The sequence below is a fragment of the Klebsiella sp. RHBSTW-00484 genome (assembly GCF_013705725.1).
Classification (GTDB): domain Bacteria; phylum Pseudomonadota; class Gammaproteobacteria; order Enterobacterales; family Enterobacteriaceae; genus Klebsiella.
This window is the reverse complement of sequence record NZ_CP055481.1, coordinates 844,203-866,770: the sequence shown is the minus strand read 5'-3', so window position 1 is coordinate 866,770 and position 22,568 is coordinate 844,203. Positions and strand designations below refer to the sequence as shown.

At 53.8% G+C, this 22,568-nt stretch carries 22 protein-coding genes; 10 read left to right on the top strand and 12 right to left on the bottom strand.

Annotation, left to right across the window (positions count from 1 at the left end):
* Positions 1-19: 19 nt before the first annotated feature.
* Positions 20-901 carry a LysR family transcriptional regulator gene (locus HV213_RS04135; protein ID WP_181484866.1) on the bottom strand — a complete coding sequence of 294 codons (882 nt, stop codon included), beginning with the start codon at positions 899-901 and terminating at the stop codon, positions 20-22.
* A gap of 246 nt (positions 902-1,147) precedes the next feature.
* Here HV213_RS04135 and HV213_RS04130 point away from each other — a divergent pair, with 246 nt between their 5' ends.
* The 3 genes from HV213_RS04130 to HV213_RS04120 all read left to right on the top strand — a co-directional run bounded on the left by HV213_RS04130 (position 1,148) and on the right by HV213_RS04120 (position 4,388).
* Positions 1,148-1,750 carry a short chain dehydrogenase gene (locus tag HV213_RS04130; protein ID WP_181484865.1) on the top strand — a complete coding sequence of 201 codons (603 nt, stop codon included), beginning with the start codon at positions 1,148-1,150 and terminating at the stop codon, positions 1,748-1,750.
* Positions 1,751-2,007: 257 nt separating this feature from the next.
* The gene (locus tag HV213_RS04125; RefSeq protein WP_181484864.1) at positions 2,008-3,927 is read left to right on the top strand and encodes a tyrosine-protein phosphatase; all 1,920 of its coding nucleotides are present in this window, start codon (positions 2,008-2,010) and stop codon (positions 3,925-3,927) included.
* 272 nt (positions 3,928-4,199) lie between these two features.
* Positions 4,200-4,388 carry a hypothetical protein gene (locus HV213_RS04120; protein WP_110273060.1) on the top strand — a complete coding sequence of 63 codons (189 nt, stop codon included), beginning with the start codon at positions 4,200-4,202 and terminating at the stop codon, positions 4,386-4,388.
* 229 nt (positions 4,389-4,617) lie between these two features.
* On the opposite strand, the gene HV213_RS04115 is transcribed toward HV213_RS04120, so the two are convergent.
* From HV213_RS04115 to HV213_RS33525, 3 genes are all read right to left on the bottom strand, one after another.
* Positions 4,618-5,799 carry an aminotransferase-like domain-containing protein gene (locus HV213_RS04115; RefSeq protein WP_181484863.1) on the bottom strand — a complete coding sequence of 394 codons (1,182 nt, stop codon included), beginning with the start codon at positions 5,797-5,799 and terminating at the stop codon, positions 4,618-4,620.
* A gap of 240 nt (positions 5,800-6,039) precedes the next feature.
* Entirely contained in the window at positions 6,040-7,911 is a 1,872-nt protein-coding gene (gss, locus tag HV213_RS04110; RefSeq protein WP_181484862.1) for a bifunctional glutathionylspermidine amidase/synthase, read from the bottom strand.
* A gap of 76 nt (positions 7,912-7,987) precedes the next feature.
* On the bottom strand, positions 7,988-8,119 hold the full coding sequence (locus tag HV213_RS33525) for a hypothetical protein (RefSeq protein WP_309146792.1): 132 nt from the start codon (positions 8,117-8,119) through the stop codon (positions 7,988-7,990).
* On the opposite strand from HV213_RS33525, the gene HV213_RS04105 reads away from it, so the two are divergent.
* Positions 8,119-8,679: a DsbA family protein gene (locus HV213_RS04105; protein WP_181484861.1), complete on the top strand. Its 561-nt coding sequence runs from the start codon at positions 8,119-8,121 to the stop codon at positions 8,677-8,679. The genes HV213_RS33525 and HV213_RS04105 overlap by 1 nt on opposite strands.
* A 64-nt stretch (positions 8,680-8,743) precedes the next feature.
* Positions 8,744-9,610 (top strand): glutathione-dependent disulfide-bond oxidoreductase, encoded by an 867-nt coding sequence (gene yghU, locus HV213_RS04100; protein ID WP_181484860.1) that lies wholly within the window; start codon positions 8,744-8,746, stop codon positions 9,608-9,610.
* A gap of 35 nt (positions 9,611-9,645) precedes the next feature.
* Here the strand turns inward: yghU and HV213_RS04095 are convergent, their stop codons facing one another.
* The 5 genes from HV213_RS04095 to exbB form a co-directional block, all read right to left on the bottom strand.
* Positions 9,646-9,933, bottom strand: coding sequence for a DUF2623 domain-containing protein (locus tag HV213_RS04095; RefSeq protein WP_181484859.1), 288 nt, complete (start codon positions 9,931-9,933; stop codon positions 9,646-9,648).
* Positions 9,934-10,012: 79 nt separating this feature from the next.
* The gene (yghX, locus tag HV213_RS04090) at positions 10,013-10,900 is read right to left on the bottom strand and encodes a YghX family hydrolase (protein WP_181486332.1); all 888 of its coding nucleotides are present in this window, start codon (positions 10,898-10,900) and stop codon (positions 10,013-10,015) included.
* A 196-nt stretch (positions 10,901-11,096) separates the two neighbouring features.
* The gene (locus HV213_RS04085; protein ID WP_004105804.1) at positions 11,097-11,591 is read right to left on the bottom strand and encodes a TIGR00645 family protein; all 495 of its coding nucleotides are present in this window, start codon (positions 11,589-11,591) and stop codon (positions 11,097-11,099) included.
* 146 nt (positions 11,592-11,737) lie between these two features.
* Positions 11,738-12,163, bottom strand: a complete 426-nt coding sequence (exbD, locus tag HV213_RS04080) for a TonB system transport protein ExbD (protein WP_112213736.1) — start codon at positions 12,161-12,163, stop codon at positions 11,738-11,740.
* A gap of 6 nt (positions 12,164-12,169) precedes the next feature.
* Entirely contained in the window at positions 12,170-12,901 is a 732-nt protein-coding gene (gene exbB, locus HV213_RS04075) for a tol-pal system-associated acyl-CoA thioesterase (RefSeq protein WP_110273052.1), read from the bottom strand.
* A 251-nt stretch (positions 12,902-13,152) separates the two neighbouring features.
* Here exbB and metC point away from each other — a divergent pair, with 251 nt between their 5' ends.
* The gene (gene metC, locus HV213_RS04070) at positions 13,153-14,340 is read left to right on the top strand and encodes a cystathionine beta-lyase (RefSeq protein ID WP_181484858.1); all 1,188 of its coding nucleotides are present in this window, start codon (positions 13,153-13,155) and stop codon (positions 14,338-14,340) included.
* 132 nt (positions 14,341-14,472) lie between these two features.
* Entirely contained in the window at positions 14,473-15,132 is a 660-nt protein-coding gene (gene yghB / locus HV213_RS04065) for a DedA family general envelope maintenance protein YghB (protein WP_181484857.1), read from the top strand.
* A gap of 40 nt (positions 15,133-15,172) precedes the next feature.
* On the opposite strand, the gene HV213_RS04060 is transcribed toward yghB, so the two are convergent.
* Positions 15,173-16,075 (bottom strand): AraC family transcriptional regulator, encoded by a 903-nt coding sequence (locus tag HV213_RS04060; RefSeq protein WP_181484856.1) that lies wholly within the window; start codon positions 16,073-16,075, stop codon positions 15,173-15,175.
* Between the two features lie 196 nt (positions 16,076-16,271).
* Here HV213_RS04060 and yqhD point away from each other — a divergent pair, with 196 nt between their 5' ends.
* The 3 genes from yqhD to HV213_RS04045 all read left to right on the top strand — a co-directional run bounded on the left by yqhD (position 16,272) and on the right by HV213_RS04045 (position 19,415).
* Complete coding sequence (yqhD, locus tag HV213_RS04055; protein WP_181484855.1) at positions 16,272-17,435, top strand: alcohol dehydrogenase; 1,164 nt, start codon at positions 16,272-16,274, stop codon at positions 17,433-17,435.
* A gap of 132 nt (positions 17,436-17,567) precedes the next feature.
* Positions 17,568-18,395 carry a 2,5-didehydrogluconate reductase DkgA gene (dkgA, locus tag HV213_RS04050; RefSeq protein ID WP_181484854.1) on the top strand — a complete coding sequence of 276 codons (828 nt, stop codon included), beginning with the start codon at positions 17,568-17,570 and terminating at the stop codon, positions 18,393-18,395.
* 108 nt (positions 18,396-18,503) lie between these two features.
* Positions 18,504-19,415: a DUF3828 domain-containing protein gene (locus tag HV213_RS04045; RefSeq protein ID WP_181484853.1), complete on the top strand. Its 912-nt coding sequence runs from the start codon at positions 18,504-18,506 to the stop codon at positions 19,413-19,415.
* An 18-nt stretch (positions 19,416-19,433) separates the two neighbouring features.
* Here HV213_RS04045 and HV213_RS04040 read toward each other — a convergent pair whose 3' ends face one another.
* Together HV213_RS04040 and HV213_RS04035 are read right to left on the bottom strand one after the other, a co-directional pair.
* On the bottom strand, positions 19,434-20,006 hold the full coding sequence (locus tag HV213_RS04040; RefSeq protein WP_181484852.1) for a hypothetical protein: 573 nt from the start codon (positions 20,004-20,006) through the stop codon (positions 19,434-19,436).
* Between the two features lie 138 nt (positions 20,007-20,144).
* The gene (locus HV213_RS04035; RefSeq protein ID WP_228288590.1) at positions 20,145-22,313 is read right to left on the bottom strand and encodes a YgiQ family radical SAM protein; all 2,169 of its coding nucleotides are present in this window, start codon (positions 22,311-22,313) and stop codon (positions 20,145-20,147) included.
* Positions 22,314-22,568: the final 255 nt, after the last annotated feature.

Genomic DNA, 22,568 nt, shown 5'->3' with positions numbered 1-22,568 from the left:
GCAAAGGCGGGCCGCTGTTCTACTGCTGCCCCTGCAGAAGATGCTCAACAAAACGCGTTAGCTTCGGCAGCGGGCGAAAATCTTGCCGCCAGAGTAAATGAACCGGTCTTGGCTGCGGCGTATAATCCTCCAGCACACGAACCAGCTTGCCGCACTCCAGCGCGTCGGCCAGCAGCACTTCCGGCTGGAGCAACAGCCCGGCTCCGGCAATCGCCGCCATTCGCAGGGCATAACCATCATTGCAGCGCAGAATTGCGTCACGCTTCCAGCGGATCCCCTCCTCAGCTCCCGGTAATTTCCACTCGTTGCGCGCGGTCCACACCGTATGCGACAAACAGAGATGATCGACCAGATCGGCTGGCGTATTCGGCGTACCGTGGCGGGCTAAATAGTCGGGCGCGGCGCAGATCGTCATCCGGTAAGGCGCGAGATATTTTGCCACCAGATCGTCGTTATGGATCTCACCGATGCGGATCGCCAGATCGATGCCTTCATCCACCAGATCGACCATTCGATTAGTCAGATCCAGTTCGACCCGCACATCGGGCCAGGCTTGCAGAAAAGTCGCGGTCAGTGGGGCAATGACGCAGGCACCAAACGACGTCGGCGCGCTCACCCGCAGCGTGCCCGCTGGCGCTACCCGTAGTCGCTCCACCGAGCTTTCGGCAATCGAAACCTGCTCAAGGACGCGTTTCGCCTCTTCAAAATAGACTCGCCCGGCATCGGTCAGGCTCTGACGACGAGTGTTGCGCTCCAGCAGACGGGTATTTAGCTGGCGCTCAGTCAGCGCGATGTATTTACCCACCATGACCGCCGACATCTCAAGGCGCGATGCGGCGTCGGTAAAGCTTCCGCACTCCACCACCGTAATAAAGACCTCCATCGCCCGCAGCTTATCCATATTAAAAACTCCTGGTTAGCAATCATCTAACTTTTCGCCAGTTTATCCGATATCTGTTTTATTAAAGAATAGAGGCTCACCACATTAAAGAGCCTATCCCAGTAGGCGTAATTGTTGCCGGTGGTTTGGTCACGGACAGCGCGGAAAAACCGGAGCGTACACGTAGTACGTGAGGATTTTGAGCACTGCCCAGGGCCAAACCAGCAAATAAAATAGCCTAATGAGATAGGTTCTAAGGAGTCTGCTATGAAAATCATCATTATTGGTGCCAGCGGTACCGTTGGCCGCGCCGTTGCGCAAGAATTAAGTCAGCGCCATGAAGTTATTCGCGTTGGCCGCACTCAGGGCGACTATCAGGTTGATATCACCTCGCAAGAGAGCGTGCAGAGTTTGTTTGAAAACATTGGCCGGATAGACGCAATTGTTTCCGCCACCGGTAATCTGTTCTTTGGTCCTCTGGAAACCATGACCGACCGCGATTTCAACCAGGGCTTGCAGGATAAGCTATTGGGGCAGGTTCGTCTGGCGCTGACCGGGCAGCATTACCTCAACGACGGCGGTTCCATTACGCTGATTAGCGGGATAGTTGCCCATGAGCCCATCGCCCAGGGAGTCAATGCCACCACGGTGAACGCCGGGCTGGAAGGGTTCGTTCGCGCCGCCGCCTGCGAACTACCGCGCGGAATTCGTATCAATTTGATTAGCCCTACCGTGCTGAGCGAATCGGCGGAAGCCTACGACGGGTACTTCCCTGGTTTTGAGAGCATCCCCGCCGCCCGCGTGGCCCAGACCTACCGCCGCAGCGTGGAAGGCGTCCAGACAGGGCGAATCTATAAGGTCGGCTACTGAATAGAGCAAAATGACTGCCTGATCAAAAAATAAAATAACATCCTGCTGCCGCGAGCGGGATGTAAAAGATTAATATGGCGAATGATTAATATGACTTAACGTGAGAGAAACAATATATTCCATAAATAAACCTAATCTAATTTCGCCTTGTTTATTTCACAAAAAAACCATCTGGACATAATTCTGTCACAATCCCACCCTATATTCTCAAGCCTTAATAAACAACACATTACAATCCATAAATATCGAGGCTTATTTTGATTCGCTATATTCCTGTTACAGTCTCTCTGGTCACCATTGCCGTCTCTGGTGCGCTATACGCCGCGCCAATAAATACGCCCACGCTCGCTAGCATGGATAATTTTCGTGATATTGCCGGCACTACCTCGATTTATACTACCAGCCATGATGGCACCATGCGCACCGGGGTATTTTATCGCTCTAATGCCCTGGCGTTATCCGCCGCAGACCAGGCTACGCTCAGCACGCTTGGCATCAGCGATGTTTATGATTTACGTACCACCAGCGAAATCGCCAGCAGCCCGGACGTGATGCCCGACGGGGCAACCTATACCAATATTGATATCATCGGCAATGCAGCTTCGGGCAGTAATACCGCCTCGATTAACGTCACCAGCGCAGCTGAAGCAAAAGCGATGATGCAGCAGGCCAACGTCTCTTTCGTCAGCGATGCCGGGATGCGCGCGCAGTTCAGCACTCTGTTTAACGATCTGGCCAGCGCCGACGGTGCCGCCCTGTTCCACTGCACCGCAGGCAAAGACCGAACCGGCTGGACCGCCGCCATGTTGCTGAGTATCGCCGGTGTCGACAACACGACCATCATGGAAAACTACCTCGCCACCAACGATTACACTCGTCAGCGTATTGAGGCGACCCTGGCGATGATGCCGCCAGCTATGGCAGCGATTTACGAGCCGCTGCTTGGCGTCGATGCCAGCTATCTGCAGGCCGGACTGGATGAGATCACCCGCGAGTACGGCTCCGTCGATAACTATCTGAAGCAAGGGCTGGGGCTATCGCAGGAGACTCTCTACGTGCTGCGCGGAAAAATGGTCCATTATGGTCAGCTTCCAGGGCAGAGCGGGCTACGGGGGAATGCGGCACAGGGCGCGGCGCTGCTTAACGCGCTACAAAACAGTGAGCTTTCCGGCCGTTACACCGCTTATAACAACTATCTGCAATCGGCTATTGATGTCGGGACGCTTGGCGGAGTGGAGTCTCAGGTTGGCGGACAAATTCATGCGGATGCCGCGAGTTACCTGCTGCGTAGCGGCTCACGTCTGGATCGTGCGCTGGCACCGAATATCGACAGCCGCCAGCTGCGCGACGGCGAAGGAAAACTGTGGTTAACCGGGCTTAACGGTTATCTGGGTACCGACGGTTCCGCCCGCGCCGCCAGCAGCAATGAGCACACCACTGGTACGCTGCTGGGTTATACCCAGAGGGTGAACTCGCAGTTTAGCGGCTACGGCACGCTGGGATATAGCTGGGGTTCACTAGGCAGCGCCAACGCCGACGCGGATGCTAATACCACGTTGTTAGGTTTCGGTGGCCACTATGCATTCGAGGATCTTAATCACGGTCTCTTTGCCGCAGCCGATCTTAACGCCGGTTGGATTGATTACAGCAGCACCCGCAAGATGGGCGGCGGACTAGGTACCGCCACTGGCGATACCCACGGACAACTGTTCGGCGGCACGCTACGCCTGGGCTACGTGAGCCCGCTCGATTTCGCCAGCGTCGAGTATTCTGTCGGCACCCGATTAACCCATCTGCGCATGGATGCCTTCCATGAGAACGGCAGCGAACTGGCGCTCGACGTCGATCGCGTCAGCGAAAATAATGCCAGCGGCATTGCCAATATTAATTTCGCCTTTAATCCGCAAAACAGTGGCAGCTGGACGATTTCCCCGGCGGTGAATGTCGGCTATGAACATAGCTTCAGCGGCCCCTCGGTGCGCACTCGTGGACAAGTTTATCAATATGAGGTCGTACAAAACTCGGCCTTCAATAGCCGCGATATGTTCAATGCAGGTGCCAACATTGGCGTGACGCGCGGCGCACTGAGCCTGAACCTGGGCGGTCAGGCGGAAATCGCCAGCGGCGGCGACAGCCACGGCTATAGCGGCAATTTAAGCGTGGCTTACGCCTTTTAAAAAACCACAGCAAGCCGTCGTCGCTGGCGGCTTGCTATTCCCCACAAAATTGTAAAGAGGTCAATTTTTGACGCCGAAGATTGGCTCATGCTGGAACGCCGTCCGCAAAATGAAACGCTGGCAGGAAAGGTAAAACAGAAATTATGTTTCAATTGGCTATCGGCAGCCGCAATCATCAATCCGACTTATGATTGCCATTACCATAAAAAGTAGTTGATCTGGTATCAACAAGCTCTTATTTTGCTTCTCAGTTTTTAAACGAGATAAAACTGATGCCGACAATTACAGCCTGTAGTATGAAAGAAGCAAAAGAGTTAATTAACTGTGGGAAATATAAGGAAATCGTTCTAAATTTCGACATTGACGCTGATGATTTTTTCACCCTCGCCACCTCCCAACAAGATACTAAAGTCACCATCACGGACAGAAATAATCACTCATCGGTAAAAGCACAAAAATAATAAAACCCCTGAGGCTCTTCTTATGCTGTTAGTTATTAGTACCATTGCTGTCGCTTTTCTCTCCTCATTGATGCTTATTTGGCTTGACGATCGCATTGCTGAGCAGGATTAACAACCAGGGCTGGCGATAAGCCGCCAGAGCGCCCTCCTCTGAGTTTCTCTCGCCCGCAGCCATCTGCTGCGGGCGGTTCAATACAATGTCATAGCCCCGCGCCGTCCAGCGATGCGATTACAGTGACTTCGCCAGACGCTCAACGGCGGTCATCAGGCCGTCTGCCGATACCGTAGAGTAGGACAGACGCAGCGTGCGGGTATCCGGATTGTCGTTATAGAACGCTTCACCAGGCACGTAGACCACGCCGTTTTCCAGCGTTTTCTTCATCCATTCCATGGTATCGAACGGATAGCGGAAGCGGGCCCACAGGAACATACCGCCTTTTGGTCGGCTGAACTCAAGATGCTCTCCAAGACGAGATTCCAGCGCATCGGCCAGCGCCACACACTTCTTGCGGTAATCTTCGCGGATCAGGGCTATCTGATTTTCCAGACGATTCATACCCAGGTATTCCGTGGTGATCACCTGCGACAGCATATTGGTGTGCAGATCCGCCGCCTGTTTGACGATCACTGTCTGCTGGGCCAGCCAGTCCGGCATCACGATCCAGCCAATACGCATACCTGGCGCGAGGATCTTGGAGAAAGTGGAGGTATACACCACCTGATCTTCACAACCCAATTCAACTGCATATTGATACAGCGGACGATACACTTCGTCTGTGAAGCTGATTTCACCATACGGATCGTCTTCGATAATCACGAAATCATGCTGCTTCGCCAGTTCAACCACACGGCGGCGGCGCGCTTCGCTCAGGGTTTTCCCGCCGGGGTTTCCGAAGGTCGGCACCAGGTAAACGGCTTTGACGCGGGTGGTTTCCAGCAGGTCAGCCAGTTGTTCAACCAGCATGCCGTCATCGTCGGTATCGACGCTGAGAATATTGGCCTGCGCCAACTGGAAGACCTGTAGCGCCGCCAGATAGGTCGGGCGCTCAACGACGATAGCATCGCCTGGATCGAGCAGCGTGCGGGCGATCATATCCAGCGACTGCTGTGAGCCTGAGGTGATATAGACATGGCTTGCCGGGCAGGCAACGCCGCGCGCATGGCACAGTTCGCTCACCGCCTGACGCAGCGGTGGGTAGCCTTCGGTCAAACCGTACTGGAACGCATCGTTAAAGCGCCCGCTCATCACCTGCTGCACCGCCAGGTTCAAGCCTTCGGTATCAAAAAGCTCCGGGGCCGGAATGCCGCCGCCAAGAGAGATAACACCGGGCAGTTTACTGTGCTTGAGGAGTTCGCGGACGGCGGAGGGCTTGAGTTCACCCGCGCGGGCGGCGAGTCGCCGATCGTGCATACTATTTTCCTTTTCTGTCTTGTTGTTGTGATGTTTTATCTATTTTTTACCGATAATTCCCTGGCCGCGCTACGTTTACCGAGAGCTTAGTGTTCATACCCTGGTAGCCCGGACAGATGCGCAGCATCGCCTCCGGGAAATTCTGCCGCCCCTGCGGACTTACCCGGGGGCGGCGCGATGCGCCTTGCCCGGGCTACAAATGCCGCAGGTGGAGAGAATCGCCGCAATCCGGGGCTAAACTTAACGGTTATCTTTGTCTTTTAGCACGATTAACGGCTCAATATCGCTCTCTTTTTTCACCACCAGCGAATCATCGCCGCGCAGGCAGGTGCCGCCATAGTTACCGCCAACGGTAAAGGTGCAAACCTGGATGTATTTTCCATCCACCTTCGGCAGGCACCACAGCTGCTGATAAATATTCTTGCGGTCGAAAAACTGGCCACTGGTTTTATCCAGCACTTCGTCCTGCGGGCCAATCAAGTCAATGTTGTTACCACAGCGGCCTGAGATTGGTTTAACCGCATAGCCAGTTTCCGCTAGCTGCTCATTGACCACAAAATCGGTATCCAGCAGGTAACGATGGTTCGGGAACAGCGACCACAGCACCGGCAGAATCGCCTTGTTGCCGGGGATGACCGTCCACAGCGGTTCAAACACTAAGACTTCAGGACGCAGCAGAACGTCAATCAGGCGCACCTCATTGTTGGGATGCCCGGTGCGAATCGGCACGGCGGCATACTCGTCGGCGCTGACTTCACGCACCTGCTCAATGGCGGTTTCCCATGCCCAGGTTTTCCAGACGCAGTTGACCAGCCGACCGTCGGCGTCAATAAGCTGCCCGGCGGCATCCCAGTGCAGCTCATCAAGGCCGTACAGGATTTTGCTGTCGAAACCGGCCTGCGTCAGCGAACGCTGGATAAACTGCGCGTGATAGTTCTCCTCCAGATCCTTGTCCTGCATGATATGCACGAAAGGGCGCGCCCGGCTGTGCTTCCACGCCCCGGCCAGCTCATCCAGCAGGTTTTCCGCCGGGTTGTGTCCGGTTCCGTAGTAGCCCTGTTTCAGCCACTGTTCGAGGATCAGGCCACCTTCGGTATGGCAAGATGCGGAGTCGGCGTTGTACTCATAAACCTTCAGCCCGCGCTCATCCATACAGAAATCCATACGACCGGTAATCATATGATGCCGACGGCGTTGCCACGAGAGGCGCAGGCGCGGCCAAAGGATTTTCGGAATATCGAACAGCGCCAGCAGGCTGTCATCCTTCATCACCTTATCGGTGGCGTGCAGGTACATCAAATGCAGCTCGTTGGTCGCCTTGATAAGCTCCTGCTCGGCGCTTTCGCTAATGGTGAAATACTGGTAAGGGTCTTTATTGATAACGTGGCCGTTGGCTTCAACGTAGGCTTTTTGCAGCGAATCTTTCTCGTTGAGCCAGTTACCGCGGAACTGGCCTTTATTCGGCAACCGCGCGCCTTTGATAGCCATCGCGTCACCCGGCAGAACCGGCTGCGGCAGGCTGTGCTCGGTATCAGCGGTTTGGATCATCCAGCCAAGGATTTCGGTATCGGCAAAGGTGTCTTTAATCGTGTAGATGCCGTTTTTCACTTCCAGCGTCAGCTCACGGGTCCACTGCTGGCCCTGCGGCAGCGGCGCGTGAATCACGTTCTGCTCGGCGATCCGCACTTTATTCCCGACCAGTTGAGTAATCACCGCCACGTGTCCGGTGTGTTTAAACTCGCCGCCCTTCTGCCAAATCAGTAGAGAACCGGCAATCGGCGGACGGCGGGAGCCGTTAGCGAAAGCCTGCAGCGGTAGAATATTGTCATTGACCACTTCGCGCAGAAAACGCAGAGAGAAGATTTCGTAGGCCATGCCGACGTCGGTAAACACAAAGCCGTAGGTGAGGAACAGAAAGCGGCGTGCGAATTCTACGCACTGCCATTTGTGCCCCATATACTCATTACCGATATAGCTGCGGAACGTGGCGTCATCCGGATAATCTTGCGGATTTAAGCTACTGTAATTCGAAGAATAAATCGCTACGCCGCCCGGCGCGTAGCCTAAAAGTGTACCAAACGGGGCGTCACTGTTTGTCGAACCTTTACTCATTTAGCCTGACCTCAAATTAATGCAGCCCGGGCAGTTGGCGAAACAAAACTCCCTCTTCTTATCCTGCCGCAGGCACTTACCAGACAGAGGTGAAATGATGATACCACTCATTCGATTCGCTAATCGTGCCCTTAAGGAAAATAAGCCTGCGCCGCCAGGCAAAAGTGATATCGTTATTTGATATAAAAAAACAATCAGGAGTCGACAATGAGCACACCTTCGCATCTGACTGCCCAACCGCTGGTCTGGGGGCATGGCCCACGCACCTTTGAGGTATTCCTCGAACCCACCTGCCCTTACTCGGTGCGCGCCTTCAATAAACTTGATGACCTGCTGGATGAAGTTGGCGCGGATAACGTCACCATCAAAATTCGTCTTCAGTCTCAGCCGTGGCATCTGTTCTCCGGCGTCATCGTGCGCTGCATTCTCGCCGCATCCACTCTGCCGCACGGTCGCGAGCAGGCGCACAAGGTGCTGAAAGCCGTCGCTGACCACCGCGAGGAGTTCGAGTTTACCGACCACTGTAGCGGGCCAAACATGAACGTCACGCCGCAGCAGATTATTGAGCGAATCGAACGCTATAGCCACGTCTCGCTGGCTGCGGCATTTGCCCATCCGGAACTGCAAAACGAGATCAAATGGCATAGCAAATACGCCCGCCAGAACGGCATCCACGTGTCGCCGACCTTTATGGTTAACGGCCTGGTGCAGGCGGATCTCGGCAGCGGCGATGATATCAGCGTGTGGGCCGCGCGAATTCTGGCTTAGTACGGCTCCGGCGCTATAGCGCCAACTACACTATTTCAACACCTCATGAAAAAGGCAGGCCAGCATGTCAGAGAATAACTACCAACCACCAAAAGTGTGGGAATGGAAGCAAAACAACGGCGGCGCATTCGCCAATATCAACCGTCCCGTCTCCGGCGCAACCCATGACCAGGAGCTGCCGGTGGGTGAACACCCTCTTCAGCTCTATTCGCTGGGGACGCCCAACGGTCAAAAGGTGACCATTATGCTGGAAGAGCTGCTGGCGCTGGGCGTCAGCGGCGCGGAGTATGACGCCTGGCTGATTCGCATCGGCGAGGGCGATCAGTTCTCTAGCGGCTTTGTCGAGGTTAACCCGAACTCGAAAATCCCCGCGCTCAGCGACCACTCCACCACGCCGCCAACGCGCGTTTTTGAATCCGGCAGCATCCTGCTCTATCTAGCGGAGAAGTTCGGTTTCTTCCTGCCAAAAGATCCGGCAGGCCGCACCGAAACCCTTAACTGGCTGTTCTGGCTGCAGGGTGCGGCTCCGTTCCTCGGTGGCGGATTTGGCCACTTTTTCAACTATGCCCCGGTGAAAATCGAATACGCGATCGATCGCTTTACGATGGAAGCCAAGCGCCAGCTTGACGTGCTGGATAAGCAGCTTGCCCGCGGTCGTTTTGTGGCAGGAGAAGAGTACACCATTGCCGATATGGCTATCTGGCCGTGGTACGGCAACGTGGTGTTGGGGAATGTTTACAACGCCGCCGAATTTCTTGATGCAGGCAGCTATAAAAACGTGCTGCGCTGGGCGCAGGAGGTCGGAGACCGTCCGGCCGTTCAGCGTGGACGCATGGTTAACCGCACCTTCGGCCCGCTCAATGAGCAGCTCCACGAGCGCCATGCCGCCAGCGATTTCGAGACGCAAACCGAAGATAAGCGCCAGGCCTAATGCACTTGCCCACCGGAGGCTTCAGCCTCCGGTTTTTAGCTTTCCAGCCGATAGCCCGCCATAAAATAGCGCATTGACGTGCACGAACTTCCCTCTTTGAAGAAGTCCATCACCATGTCCCTGTCCAGGCCATAGCGACGGGTGAGGATCCCCGCTTCCCAGGCGCTAAGCTGGCGGTCGCCGGTTTTTTCAAACATGCGGTGTGAATAGCCGAGCACGAACCCACGTTTATAGTCGGAGCAAAAATTTGCCGCATGCGTGGCGGTGTCAGCATGTGGCGCCTGTAGCCCCGCCATTAGGCCTTTACCAAAATGGTTTTCCATCGAACTCCCCCCAATCGTTATATACAAAATTATATAGCGATTTTTTGAGCGAGTGGTAGTGCTATTTCAGTCGATTTCACTAGCGCAGATACTTCTCGAACCATGCCAGCGTGCGCTGCCATGCCAGCTCGGCGGCAGTCCGATCGTAGCGCGGCGTGGAGTCATTATGAAAACCGTGGTTAACTCCCTGATAAATATAAGCCTCATAGACCTTATTGTGTTCCTTTAGCGCTTTTTCATAGGCGGGCCAGCCTTCATTGATGCCACTATCCAGTCCGGCATAGTGCAGCAGCAGCGGAGCCTTAATTTTGTCGACTTCGTTCAGCGGCGGCTGGCGACCGTAAAAAGGTACCGCGCAGGCCAGCTCAGGGATCGCCACCGCTGTCGCATTACTCACGCCACCGCCGTAGCAAAAACCGGTCATGCCGACCTTTCCCGTTACCTGCGGATGCTTCTCCATAAACGCTACAGCTGCGAAAAAATCATTCATCAGCTTCACGGGGTCAACTTTCTGCTGCAGCGCACGGCCTTCATCATCATTGCCGGGATAACCGCCAACGGAGCTCAGGCCATCCGGCGCCAGCGCGATATAGCCCGCTTTCGCCACCCGCCGGGCAACGTCCTCAATGTAGGGATTCAGACCACGGTTCTCATGCACCACCACCACGGCAGGCACTTTGTTAGTGATTTTCGTCGGCGTCACCAGGTACGCCCGCACTTCGCCGTGGCCATCAGGAGAGGGATAGTGAATATATTCTGGACGGATATCCGGGTCGGTAAACGCCACCTGCTCCGCCAGAGCATAGTCAGGCTTCAGCAGATTAAACAACGCTAACGCGGTCATCCCGCCGACGGCATATTTTCCCGCCATCTGCAGAAACTCGCGTTTGCTGATTTTGCCGTGAGCATAGTAGTCATAGTACTCCAGCAACTGCTGTGGGAAATCTTTGGCCGTCAGTCGCGTCATCATTCTTCCTCCGTTATTAAGCGCCCTTTAAGCAAAGCAGAAGCTCGGGTATGTGCCAGCGGAGAAGAATAGAAACAGGAGAAAAGAGCCCAGAGAGCGGGCCTGCAGGGACACTAAATTTGTAAGCCGGGTAAGGCGCAAGCCGACACCCGGCAGAAATACAAGCACAATGCCTAAAACAGGTATGCCATCAGCTTCAGTGTTTAACTTTCGTCAGGCGATCGAGATAACCCATTACAAAGGCCGACAGCACGAACGTCAGGTGGATAATGACGTACCACATTAGCTTATTATCGGGGACATTTTTCGCATCCATAAACACCCGCAGCAGGTGAATGGAAGAGATCGCCACAATAGAGGCGGCAACTTTGTTTTTTAGCGAGGTGGCATCCATTTTGCCCAACCAACTGAGTTTCTCCTTACCCTCGTTGATATCCAGCTGCGAGACAAAATTTTCATAGCCGGAGAACATTACCATCACCAGCAGACCGCCCACCAGAGTCATATCCACCAGCGACAGCAGGGTCAGAATCATATCCGACTCACTGACGCTGAAAATATGCGGCAGTATGTGGAAGATCTCCTGAAAAAATTTGATCGTCAGCGCAATCAGCCCAAGCGATAGGCCAAAATAAACCGGTGCCAGCAGCCAGCGCGAGGCATACATAGCGTTTTCCAGAAAGCGTTCCATAAGATCCTGTCGGTTAACATAAACGACCGCCATTATACCGCAACAGAGCAACGTTAATGCAACAGTCGACCACAGGTGAGGCATGGGGGGATGTAAAAAAGGCTGGCACGAGGCCAGCCTGGGGGAGATGCACTGGAGAGGGGGGACTATTTTGCTTTTACGGTTTCTTCGCCCACCAGACCAATCTTCAGATAGCCCGCCTGATGCAAAGTATCCATAACTTTCATCATCGTCTCGTAATCCACGGTTTTATCCGCGCGGAAGAAGACCGTCGTGTCTTTCTTGCCTTCAGTCAGAACATCCAGCGACGTAATCATGCTCTCTTCAGTGATCGGGTCATTACCGAGGAACATGGTTTTATCCGCTTTCACCGACAGATAAATAGGCTTTTCAGGGCGCGGCTGCGGCTGGCTGGAAGACGCCGGGAGATTCACCTTCACGTCTACGGTAGCGAGCGGAGCCGCCACCATAAAGATGATCAGCAGCACCAGCATGACGTCGATAAACGGCGTCACGTTGATGTCATGCATTTCGCCGTTATCATCGAGGTTTTCGTTAAAATGCATTGCCATAAAGCATCAACCTACGCGTAATTTCTGTGCGGTACGGACCGACTTAACGCCGCTGGCGCTCAGGTCGAGGTCACGGCTTTGCAGCAGCAATACCTGGGCCGCAACATCGCCAAGGGAAGCTTTGTAGCTGGCAATCATACGGGCGAAAATGTTGTAGATGACAACAGCCGGGATCGCGGCGAAGAGGCCTATCGCCGTCGCCAGCAGCGCTTCCGCGATGCCTGGAGCAACAACCGCCAGGTTAGTGGTTTGCGTCTGGGCAATACCGATAAAGCTGTTCATGATGCCCCAGACGGTACCAAACAGGCCGACGAACGGGGAGATTGCACCGATAGTCGCCAGATAACCATTACCACGGCCCATATAGCGACCGACCTGCGCCACGCGACGCTCAAGGCGGAAACCGGTACGTTCTTTAATGCCTTCGTTATCTTCCACGCCTGCGGAAAGCTCCAGCTCATTCTGCGCTTCATTGAGCAGTTGCGAAGTCAGGCTTTTAGCATGGAAAGTGCTAGCGATATCGCTGGCCTGGTCGAGAGAGCGTGCTTCAGCAACCTGCTGCTGTTCGCGCTTGAGGCGGCGTTTGCTCGCCAGGATCTCTGCGCCTTTGCCGAAAAAGATAGCCCATGTGACGACCGACGCCAGAATCAGGCCAATCATCACTACCTTAACGACAATATCGGCATGATGATACATACCCCAAACGGAGAGATCCGCCTGCATCAAATTATTACCCACACTGTATCTCCAGGACGTAAATCACAAAATCTGCGCACAATAATATCAAAACGACATCGAATTGATAGTGGTTCTCATTAGTATTTACACTGTGCAGCAAATCACGTTTATTTTCCTTGCGCTTACGCAGTAAAAAAGTTGCTGGCTCCGGCTTTAGGAAAATTTTTACCTGTATCCGTCGATGCCCGGTACACAAATAAGTATTCATGTTAGTTTAGACGTCCAGACGTATAAAAACAGGTTATCTGAACATGACTGATAAACATCTTGATACTGCGCTGATCCACGCTGGCCGCCGTAAAAAGTATACTCAGGGCTCGGTAAACAGCGTGATTCAGCGCGCGTCATCGCTGGTTTTCGAAACCGTCGAAGCCAAAAAACAGGCCACCCGTAACCGGGCTAAAGGCGAGCTGTTTTACGGTCGTCGCGGCACCCTGACTCATTTCTCTCTGCAAGAAGCGATGTGCGAGCTAGAAGGCGGTGCAGGCTGTGCCCTTTTCCCTTGCGGCGCAGCGGCGGTCGCCAATAGCATCCTGGCCTTTGTCGAGCAGGGCGATCATGTTCTGATGACCAACACCGCCTACGAACCGACCCAGGATTTTTGCACTAAAATCCTCGCTAAACTTGGCGTAAGCACCAGTTGGTTTGACCCATTGATCGGCGGCGATATCGCTCGCCTGGTGCAGCCCAACACCCGAGTGGTATTTCTGGAATCCCCCGGCTCCATCACCATGGAAGTTCATGATGTTCCGGCAATCGTTGCGGCGGTTCGCAGCGTCGCCCCCGAAGCCATCATCATGATCGACAACACCTGGGCGGCGGGCATACTGTTTAAAGCGCTGGATTTCGGCATCGATATTTCTATTCAGGCCGGAACCAAATACCTGATTGGCCATTCCGACGGGATGGTCGGCACTGCGGTATCCAATGAGCGCTGTTGGGCGCAATTGCGCGAAAATGCCTACCTGATGGGGCAAATGCTGGATGCCGATACCGCCTATATGACCAGCCGCGGCCTGCGCACTTTAGGCGTACGCCTGCGTCAGCACCATGAAAGCAGCCTGCACATCGCCGAGTGGCTGGCGCAGCAACCACAGGTGGCGCACGTCAATCACCCGGCGTTGCCCGGCAGCAAAGGGCATGAGTTCTGGAAACGCGACTTCACCGGCAGCAGCGGCCTGTTCTCTTTTGTGCTCAATAAACGCCTGACCGACGCCGAACTTTCCGCCTATCTGGACCACTTCAGCTTGTTCAGCATGGCCTACTCCTGGGGTGGGTTTGAATCACTGATTTTAGCCAACCAGCCGGAGCAAATCGCCGCGATCCGCCCGGATGCTGAAGTCGATTTCAGCGGCACCCTAATTCGCGTTCACATCGGGTTAGAAAATGTTACCGATCTGCTGGATGATTTAGCGGCGGGCTTTGCGCGTATCGTGTAGAGTGACAGTGAGTGGCAACATTAGCGGACGTTTTTAAGAGAAGCGGCCGCTTGAGTTGCGCCCGGGATCAAGGTGCTCGGGCCTCTTCAGGAGTACACTAGTCAAAAAATACGGTACCACTTAGGAAAGTCCATGGTTGTCATTCAAGAAATTGTCGCCGCGCTGTGGCAACATGATTTTGCCGCATTGGCAAACCCCCACGTTGTGGGCGTTGTATATCTGGTCATGTTCGCAACCCTATTTTTAGAAAACGGCCTGCTACCCGCCTCATTTTTACCGGGCGATAGCCTGCTGCTGCTCGCCGGGGCGCTGATTGCCAAAGGCGTGATGGGCTTTGTGCCGACTCTTCTGATTTTGACAACGGCAGCCAGTCTCGGCTGCTGGCTGAGCTATATTCAGGGTCGCTGGCTGGGTAATACCGTAACGGTTAAACGCTGGCTCGGGCATCTGCCGGATAAATATCATCAGCGGGCAACCTGCATGTTTGATAAACACGGTCTGCTGGCGCTGCTGGCGGGTCGTTTCCTGGCATTCGTGCGTACTCTGCTGCCCACCATGGCGGGGATTTCCGGACTACCAGGCCGCCGCTTCCAGTTCTTTAACTGGCTGAGCGCGCTGCTGTGGGTTGGCGTGGTTACCGGTCTGGGCTACGCGCTGAGCATGATTCCTTTCGTTAAGCGTCATGAAGATCAGGTGATGACCTGCCTGATGATCCTGCCTATTGTGCTGCTGATTGCCGGTCTACTTGGAACGGTTATCGTGGTTATCAAAAAGAAATACTGCAGCGCCTGATGCCCAATACAGGGCGGCCTTTTTGACGCCCTGAAGTATCTCATGACATTCCCTGAATCATCCTGATTCGCGCCGCATCTTCCCCCGGCGTGGTGCCGAAGTAACGCTTAAACTCGCGGCTGAACTGCGACGCGCTTTCATATCCTACCCGCATTGCCGCCGCGCTGGCCTTCATGCCGTCGTGGATTATTAGCATGCGCGCTTTGTGCAGACGATAGGTTTTCAGGTATTGCAGCGGGGAGGTGCTGGTGACCGATTTAAAGTTATGGTGGAACGCTGAGACGCTCATATTGGCTTCCGCCGCCAGCTGATCAACGCTCAGGTTCTCGGTGTACTGACTTTCAATATGCTTCAACACGCGGCTAATCAGGCTGAAATGGGTCTGTCGACTCACCAGCGCCAGCAGCGCCCCGCCGCACGGCCCGATCAAGACGTGATAGAGGATTTCGCGGACAATCTGCTTGCCAAGAATACGCGCGTCCAGCGGACGCTCCATCACATCCAGCAGGCGTTCCGCCGCGCACAGAATCTCTTCGGACAGCACCGCCGAGTTGATCCCACTTGATGCCATTGACGGCTGAAACTGCTCATCTTCACCAATATCCATCAGCAGTTCTTGCAACTGAAGAATATCGACATTAAGCCTAATCCCCGCCAGCGGCACTTCCGGAGTGGCGAAGGTTTCGCACTCGAACGGCAGCGGCACCGTCAACAGCAGATATTCATTGGTGTCATAGCGAAAGGTCCGCTCGTTAATGTAGCCAATTTTATGCCCGGAAAAGAGAAAAACGATCCCCGGCTGGTACATGACCGGCGTACGGGTACCCGGCTGAGTGCCATACAACAGGCGAATATCCGGCAGCAGGCTAGTGAGTATTTCTTCTTTATCTTTCAGCTGATTAACTTTATCTGTTAATAGCTGGCATATCTCGGCGCGCTTCATTTATCGTGCTTCTCCGAACGTTTTTTTACCTCAGCATTGTGAGTGCTTTTTGGGGATTTCTCCAGCCCTTAAGAGAAATGGGCAAGACAACGGCAGGAATGTGCATTGAGGGAAACGGGCGACAGGACCACAATGTTCGTCATCTGGCAGAGGTATTGTCTCTGTTGGCGGATTTATCTATTTGAGGGCACCAGCCATGAATAATTTCGACCTACATACCCCAACCCGCATTCTGTTCGGCAAAGGCGCGATTGAAAACCTGCGCGATCAAATCCCGGCGGATGCACGCGTGCTTGTCACCTACGGCGGCGGTAGCGTGAAGAAAACCGGCGTGCTTGATCAGGTTCTGAGCGCGCTAAGCGGCATTGACGTCCTGGAATTTGGCGGAATCGAGCCAAACCCATCCTACGAAACGCTGATGAACGCGGTGAAAATCGCACGTGATGAAAAGATCACTTTCCTGCTGGCAGTCGGCGGCGGTTCTGTTCTCGACGGTACCAAATTCATCGCCGCGGCGGCGCACTATGATACCAGCATCGATCCGTGGGAAATCCTCGAAACCTACGGTAGCAAAGTTGCCAGCGCCATCCCGATGGGCTCTGTGCTGACGCTGCCAGCGACCGGTTCCGAATCCAATAAAGGCGCGGTGATTTCACGTAAAACCACTGGTGACAAACGCGCGTTTATGTCTTCTCACGTTCAGCCGGTATTCGCCATCCTTGACCCGGTTTACACCTACACTCTGCCGCCGCGCCAGGTTGCCAACGGTGTGGTTGACGCATTTGTCCATACCGTTGAGCAGTACGTGACTTACCCGGTTGATGGCAAAATTCAGGACCGTTTCGCCGAAGGCATTCTGCTGACGCTGGTGGAAGATGGCCCGAAAGCACTGAAAGAGCCGGAAAACTACGACGTTCGCGCCAATATTATGTGGGCCGCAACCCAGGCGCTGAACGGCCTGATTGGTGCAGGCGTGCCGCAGGACTGGGCAACCCATATGCTGGGCCATGAACTGACCGCAATGCACGGGCTTGATCATGCACAGACGCTGGCTATCGTCCTGCCCGCCCTGTGGAATGAAAAGCGCGACGCTAAACGCGCCAAACTGCTGCAGTACGCCGCGCGCGTCTGGAACATCACCGAAGGTTCAGAAGACCAGCGTATCGATGCCGCTATTGCTGCGACGCGTGATTTCTTCGAACAAATGGGCGTTCCGACTCGCCTTTCTGCCTACGGTCTGGATGGCAGTTCTATCCCGGCGCTGCTGGCGAAACTCGAAGAGCACGGTATGACTCAACTGGGTGAAAACCAGGATATTACTCTGGACGTCAGCCGCCGTATTTACGAGGCCGCACGCTAATAAACATCCTCTCCGACGCGTAAACTCACGCAAAGGAGAGGAGTTTAACTACCGTTTTTAGCTATTTCGTCCAGACTTAATGCTACCCCCCGGCGGAATTTATTCCGCCGGGTTCATTAACAGGAGGAAGGCATGACACATCCAACCGTTATAAAACTACACGACGGTAACCTGATGCCCCAGTTGGGGCTCGGCGTGTGGAAAGCAGGCAACGAGGAAGTCGTCTCCGCCATTCATAAGGCGCTGGAAGTCGGTTATCGCTCGTTTGACACCGCCGCCGTGTACCAGAATGAAACCGGCGTCGGTAATGCGCTGAGCAGCGCAGGCGTCGCCCGTGATGAGCTGTTTGTCACCACAAAGTTATGGAATGACGATCAAAAACAACCCCGTGAAGCGCTCCAGGAAAGTCTTAAAAAACTCCAGCTCGACTACGTCGATTTATATTTAATTCACTGGCCGGTCCCGGCAACCAACCATTACGTGGACGCCTGGAAAAGCTTAATTGAGCTTCAGCAGCAGGGGCTGGCGAAAAGCATCGGCGTCTGTAATTTCCAGATTCATCATCTACAAAAGCTGATTGATGAAACTGGCATCGCCCCGGTCATTAACCAGATTGAACTTCACCCTTTGTTGCAACAGCGCCAGCTTCACGCCTGGAACGCCACGCATAAAATCCAGACCGAGTCCTGGAGCCCACTGGCCCAGGGTGGCGAAGGCGTCTTCAATCAGAAAATCATCCATCAACTGGCGGATAAATACGGCAAGACACCGGCACAAATCGTTATTCGCTGGCATCTGGACAGCGGTCTGGTGGTGATCCCGAAATCCGTGACACCATCGCGCATCGCCGAGAACTTTAACGTCTGGGACTTCCGTCTCGATAAAGATGAATTGAGTGAAATCACCAAACTGGATCAGAACAAACGTCTGGGTCCAGACCCGGATCAGTTCGGCGGTTAATCCTTCCCTCAAGCCCGGTTTCTTCCGGGCTTTTCAGAAATTATTCATTCCCCATCTCCAGCGCCATTGTTAACCTCTCTGATAGCCTTTTACCTCAGGAACATTAACGTGAAATTCCAACCCAAATGGCTATTGTTCAGCGTACTGTGGTGTTTATGCAGTCCTGAGGCATTCGCTGAAGAGACACCGGAAGAGACCGTCAGGAAAATTTATCAGCGCTACAGCAACGGTGCGAATCCTCCCCTTTTCGACGATTTAAGCGACAAATCGATTATCTCTGCGCGGATGAAACGGGCTCTTGCACTGGATAATCGCCTGACCTTACCTGGCGACATAGGCTGGTTGAATGGCGATCCCATCTGCGACTGTCAGGATTACGAAAACCTGGTACTGGAGAATGTCACCGTTGGCCAATTGGATGCTACCCACACTGATGCTGTCGTGCGCTTTCGTCCATTTCAGGAAAGCGAAGAGACCGTCACGCTGACGCTAAAACTGATAGCAGAAAACAAGCGCTGGCTGATTGACGATGTGGTCAACGAATCCGGCAGTCTCTATCAGGGGATGGAGGGTAATAATCAAAAAACGCTTGCCGCGCTAAAATCGCTGCAAAAAGAGCAGCCTCAGGCATTTATCCATGAACTGCTTTCCCGCATGGGAGAGTCAACATGGTCGTGGACTGGCGTGGTCTCGGCAGAATTCAGGCAAACCGTAACGGAATATCAACTGACCCCCTTCTCTTTTGCCGATGATAATTATCTCGCGTTACTTAAGGCCGAGCCAATATGTGATTGTGAAATCACTCAATTCAAAAAAATCGACAGCATCACGGTGATAGAAAAGAAAGGGAATACTGCCCGGATACGCGCACATTTATCGTTCACCAAAGGGCCACGCAAAATGCAGGACTTCCTTCTCCACCTTACCCACGACCAATGGGTTATTGATGATTTTATTTCGTCAGAGCACGGCAGTTTACTTCAGCGGATGCGAGAGGCTATTCGCCGGAATAAACAATGATGGCTGACCTTACTTTCCCTACTGCCATAAGGTACTTAAAACTGCATCATCAATTGGTATTGCAGCAAGATCGCATGCAAACTTCTCTTTGAGCTCATTTTTTTCACTCGTGACGTCTTTATCATAAAGTAGGGATAATGATAAATCAGAGCCGGTCTCGCTGATGGTCAATTTGATCCTGTCGGGAGCCACGAGTGGCACTATATCGCCGATAAGTTCAAACTGCCTGGCCCCAGATTCCTTTATTGTTTGAATGGTTTCAGTGGCGATAAAATCTTGATAATTAATTTTGAGTGTGAGCACGCCTGATTTTTTTAATAAGAGCATACTCGCACGTCCTCCCGGCCACTGTTCAATTCTTTCGACACAAGCAGCGGAGAAACCAGGCGTAGTCCGGTCAGGGAAATAGATCGTTCCATCAAGAAGAGTATAAACAACAGGTCCAGGATGAACGGCTGCGCTATTTCTGGCTGCTCGGGCAGCTTTACATGTTGCACTCGTGGGCCTGCAATGGCTACCTTCACCATCAAAAAGACTAATGATGGTAATAAAAGCGGATAAGCCAATAACTGTCGTCATTATATTTTTCATTAATAAATTCCATTTTATATCTTAAATATCCCAAAAACCCTCAATTAAGGGGGTTTTGATATTACCAATATCCATCCAGGTAAAAAAGATTAATTAATTGCCGCTGCGCCTGCTCGCAGCGGCAAACCGTTCCAGAGATTAGCGAGTTCGGCGTTTTTTTGCCGACGATTCAGCAGGCGTCTGGCGCTGATGCGCCACCGGCGTATGCTTGGTCAGCGCCGGACGGGTGTTACGGTTCTGGCGGCGTGCTTCACGCATTTCATCCAGCGTCGGAGCCGGTACCAGACAATCGCGACGACTGCCAATCAGGTGCTTTTTACCCATGGTTTCCAGCGCCTGGCGGATCAGCGGCCAGTTGGCCGGATCGTGGTAGCGCAGCAGGGCCTTATGCAGACGACGCTGTTTGTCACCCTTCGGCACAACCACATCTTCACTCTTATAGCCAATCTTACCCAGCGGGTTCTTGCCGGTATAATACATGGTGGTGGAGTTTGCCAACGGCGACGGATAGAAGTTCTGCACCTGATCCAGACGGAAACGATGCTGCTTCAGCCACAGCGCCAGGTTCACCATATCTTCATCACGCGTACCAGGGTGCGCAGAGATAAAGTACGGAATCAGATACTGCTCTTTGCCGGCCTGCTTCGAATAGGTATCAAACAGCTCTTTAAAGCGGTCGTAGCTACCCATACCCGGCTTCATCATCTTCGACAGCGGTCCCTCTTCAGTGTGTTCCGGAGCAATCTTCAGATAGCCGCCAACGTGGTGGGTCGCCAGCTCTTTGATATAACGAGGGTCTTCCACGGCGATGTCATAACGCACGCCGGAAGCGATAAGGATCTTTTTGATGCCTTTCAGGTCACGGGCACGGCGATAGAGATTGATCGTCGGCTCATGGTTGGTATCCATATGCGGACAGATATCCGGATACACACAGGACAGGCGGCGACAGGTCTGCTCCGCGCGCGGCGACTTACAGCGCAGCATATACATGTTGGCCGTCGGGCCGCCAAGATCGGAGATAATACCGGTAAAACCGGGAACCGTGTCGCGAATAGCTTCGATTTCATTAATGATCGAATCTTCGGAGCGGCTCTGAATAATGCGCCCTTCGTGCTCGGTAATGGAGCAGAATGAACAGCCGCCAAAGCAGCCGCGCATAATGTTAATCGAGAAGCGGATCATCTCGTAGGCCGGGATGCGCGCATCGCCGTAGGCCGGGTGCGGAATACGTTTGTACGGCAGCGCAAACACGCTATCCATCTCTTCGGTAGACAGCGGAATAGCCGGTGGGTTAACCCAAATGTAGCGCTCACCGTGTTTTTGCATCAGCGCACGGGCGCAGCCAGGGTTGGTTTCATGGTGCAGAATACGCGAGGCGTGAGCATAGAGAATTTTGTCGCCTTTGACTTTCTCAAAGGACGGGAGCAGCACGTAGGTTTTTTCCCACGGCTTAGGACGCGGCGGCTGTACGGTGACGCGTTTGGCTTCTTGCTTCGGCGGCGCAACAGTTTTGTTATCCGCACACGGCAGATCTTCACCATACGGATGCGGGATCGGGTCGATTTTGCCCGGCGTATCCAGACGAGTGGAATCCACCCCGCTCCAGCCCGGCAGCGCTTCTTTCACCATAATGGCGGTATTACGCACGTCGCGGATATGTCCGATAGGCTCACCGGCAGCCAGACGGTGCGCCACTTCCACCAACGGACGTTCGCCGTTGCCGAACATCAGCATGTCGGCTTTAGAATCGACCAGCACCGAGCGGCGCACGGTGTCAGACCAGTAATCGTAATGCGCGGTGCGGCGCAGGCTGGCTTCGATGCCGCCGAGGATCACCGGCACATCTTTCCACGCCTCTTTGCAGCGCTGGGTGTAGACCAGCGTGGCGCGGTCCGGGCGTTTGCCTGCCACGTTACCCGCCGTGTAGGCATCGTCATGACGCAGCTTGCGGTCTGCGGTATAACGGTTGATCATCGAGTCCATGTTGCCAGCGGTTACGCCAAAGAACAGGTTCGGTTTGCCCAGACGCATAAAGTCATCTTTATTGTTCCACTCCGGCTGGGAAATAATCCCCACGCGGAAACCCTGTGCTTCCAGCATACGGCCACAAATCGCCATCCCGAAGCTCGGGTGATCGACATAAGCATCGCCGGTCACGAGGATGATGTCGCAGCTATCCCAGCCAAGTTGGTCCATCTCTTCTCGCGACATAGGTAGAAACGGCGCAGGGCCAAAGCAGGCGGCCCAGTACTGCGGCCAGGAGAAAAGGTCACGATCCGGTTGGATCAGGGATATTGCGCTCATATTGCTTCCGGGGAAAATGATAAAAAAATAATCAAAAGGGCGGCGATTATAAGCCGGAACGATGGGAGAAATGAAGGGGCGTTGAAGAGAGATGGACAAAAGTCTGCCGCTTCAATTCTTTACCTCCGCTCTGGAGCTAAATACATAATTTTGCCATTGCGGTTGGTTTAAAGCTGGCGGTTTCCCAACAAGTGCCGCTACTATTCATGCCAGACACCAGGCATACCTCATACGGGAACAGGAGTACCCTCGGTC